The organism is Neobacillus drentensis, assembly GCF_036962765.1.
GTDB lineage: Bacteria > Bacillota > Bacilli > Bacillales > Cytobacillaceae > Neobacillus > Neobacillus drentensis_C.
The window spans coordinates 1-3,091 of sequence record NZ_JBALOS010000426.1 but is presented as its reverse complement, the minus strand read 5'-3'; the positions used below and the strand labels follow the sequence as shown (position 1 = coordinate 3,091).

2 protein-coding genes are annotated in these 3,091 nt (G+C 37.1%); both read right to left on the bottom strand.

The genetic code is table 11. From position 1 onward, the window contains the following. The coding region (locus tag V7137_RS30355; protein ID WP_335701510.1) for a DEAD/DEAH box helicase at positions 1–1,661 on the bottom strand (1,661 nt) is incomplete at its 3' end. 27 nt (positions 1,662–1,688) lie between these two features. Then, on the bottom strand, positions 1,689–3,091 hold a 1,403-nt coding region (gene pglZ / locus V7137_RS30350), incomplete at its 5' end, for a BREX-1 system phosphatase PglZ type A (RefSeq protein WP_335701509.1).

Sequence of the window (3,091 nt, the reverse complement as noted above, 5' to 3'; positions counted from 1 at the left end):
TCATAGTTTATCATCTGATTACAGAACTGAAGATTTATTGATTCTCCACCGGCATCAGTTGCCAACATGATTTGTACATTATTACGGAACTTTTCTACTTCAGCTCTCCGCTGATCCATTGAAAAATGACCAACTATTTTGGCTATATGTGCTACCCTGGCTTTTAGTCTCCGTTCTAGGTATAGTAAAGTGTCTTTAGATTCTGTAAAAATAAGAATCTTTTCACCTCTGGATAATAAACCTCCTGCACCGAATAAGGTTCTTTCAAGTTCTAAAAATTTCCGTTCATTACCACTTTGTCTAATTTGACTAGCCTTTCGAATCAATCTGTCAAGAATATCAATTTCAAGTAGGAGTTCTGAAAGGTTAAAACTATCAATTTCCCCTTCAGCCTCTACCTCATAGGCTTCCTGTTCTTCCAAGATGCTATTTTCAAACTCATCTGCGTTAAAGCCAGTGTGTTTCATACCTGACACTAAAGTTTCCTGAAGTCTTTCTTTTCTCCGGACCAGAGACAAATAAATAGCTTCAATGGAAGAACTAAGCCTTCTTTGTAATAACATCATGGCAAAGGCAACATTCGGTTTATTATTCTGCTTAGCACGATTAAAATGTTCCCTTACATACTTGGTAACATCCTCATACAACTCTTTTTCTTCGCTGCTGAGTTCGAAACCAAGTGTTTTTGTCGTTCGCTCAGGAAAAATTGGTGTTCCATCGAAATTGATCATTGACTCTTTTAATCTTCGAATGATGTAAGGATTTGTTTTTTCATATAATGAATCACCCTTAGTTAATCGCGAAAAAATTTCATGGTCAATAAGACCCATTAAATGTTTGAAGTTTTCCTTATCTCCCTTATGAGGAGTAGCAGTAAGCAACAAACAATGTTCTGTATGGCGGAGAAGGGTTTCCCCTAGCTGATACATTTTTGTTCGTTGCACCTTTCTTTTCTTTTGCCCGACTGTATAAGCTGCCATCTTATGAGCTTCATCCACAATGACTAAATCAAACTTTGAATTGACGATCATATTTTTGACATCTTCCCTAGTAGCCCAGTACATTGAGGCAATTACTTGATCATTCACTTCAAACGGATTCATATCCCCAGAATGGTTCAGGAGAGATCTCGCGACAACCACAAAATCTTCATTAAATTTTTCCTTTAACTCCTCCTGCCATTGTTTTACCACTAATGGAGGGGCAAGAATCAATGTTCTTTCTATGGCTTTTCTAGCCTTTAATTCACGGATCAGCATACCGGACATAATAGTTTTTCCTGCTCCAGGATCATCTGCAAGTAGAAATCGAATTTGTGGTGATTGGAGCATCCGGCTGTACACTGCTTCAATTTGATGAGGCAATGGAATCATTTTTTTATTTCCCCGTGCTCTTGATTTAGAGAATCGACTTTCAGACTCTAAAAAGTAATACTGCAATAAATGCTGGTATAAGTTTTTGTCCTCATACGAGTCATTTTTTTCGGAAAAATGCTCAACCACTCCAAGTTGAACACTTTCCAAATACTGAGCATAAAACTGATTGGAAGCCTTACCAATCGCTTCTACTAAATACAAATCATTATCAATCATTTCGCATTTCTTTATTTCAACCGTCTCTGGCCAGTATGGACCTTTTACAAACTCACCTATTTGGAGCATGCGCAGCACCTGCTTTTCTTACAAAAATTAATAAAGTGATTCATATAAGCGGAGAGTAAAGGTTTCTTCTTTATACCTTTTTACATTGTCTCCTTCCAACGGTTCAAGAACCAAACTGCAGGTATCCCCTATTTTGTAATATTTTTCAACCAAATTAAACGTTACAATCTGGCTCCGTTCATTGTTTTCACCCATTAAATCAAAGTGCAGAACTACCTCATTGGAAATACGCTCTCCGTCTTTGTAAAAAGCAGCTTTTATAATTCGAGGGATAAATGCGTCCCCAACACTTTGCTCTTGGTAGAAAGTTATTGGAACACGATAATTTGTTATAATTTTATCAATTACTGCAACTGAAATCTCAACAGGAACAGCCTTTTCAATTCTCCGGTAATCGATTACTGGGATAACTACTTCCTGGGGCGTGGCTCCACCATGAATAAACTGTAAACCTCCGCCACCTATAAATCTGTTTAAGCCTTTAGCAATAATGACATCCGTTTGGCTCAATGGAGTCTGTCTTTGATTTAGTTTTATACAGCCTTCTACTGCATTTAAAAGATTTCCGATAGAAAATCTCCGATTTCCATCAACCTTGTTTCCCGACGGGGATTCAATTTTCCCATAGTTCTCGATCTGTTTGAACTGAAATAAAAAGCCATGATCAGCCGTAATAAAGATCCTTTTAGCTTGGAGACTTGAAAGTCTAGAGACAGCGTTATCAAGATCAGATATCGCTTTTTCTACAGCGTCGTATGTCTCTCTTTCTGTTTTCCTTGAATCACCAATGGCATCAATAAAATCATGATATAAATATACCAGTCTTTTTCCCTTCAACTTCTCATCCATTTGCTGTCTTTTCCATACTAGCAGTTCATTTAAATGAAAAACGGCTGAGTTCGGTTCCTTGCTTTGTAAAACCTTCTGCCGGTTTACCAATCCATCTGTGAGCATGTTATCAGTTAAAATAGAGCCATTATTTCTTAGAGTCAGTACTTTATGCGGCATTAGAGAAGCCATTCCTAGTTTTGTGTAGGTTGGTAGGGAAGCTACCATAGGTTGAACAACTGCTTTTCCATTAGTATGGCGATTCAATTTTTCTTGGAGTTCCATGGCACATTCGTATCTAAAGGCATCGGATATAATAACGAATATTTTGGTTGTCTCTTTTTCAAGAATAGGGTTTATGTATGTCTGGAAAAAAGATGTTTGCCTTTTGACTTTAGTATTCCAAGAATGCTCTAGCCACTGATTAGTGTCGTTTGCTAACCGTATTAGAAATTCATTTTCGTACCAATTTGTTAATTTATTGGGCACGTCTCCTAACCAGTCTCTGTGAATCACTTTTAAATAGCAATTCATGAAGTTTCGATAAGCTTTATCAACCATATACCATTCATTAGCATACTGATCATAAACATCTGTTGTTA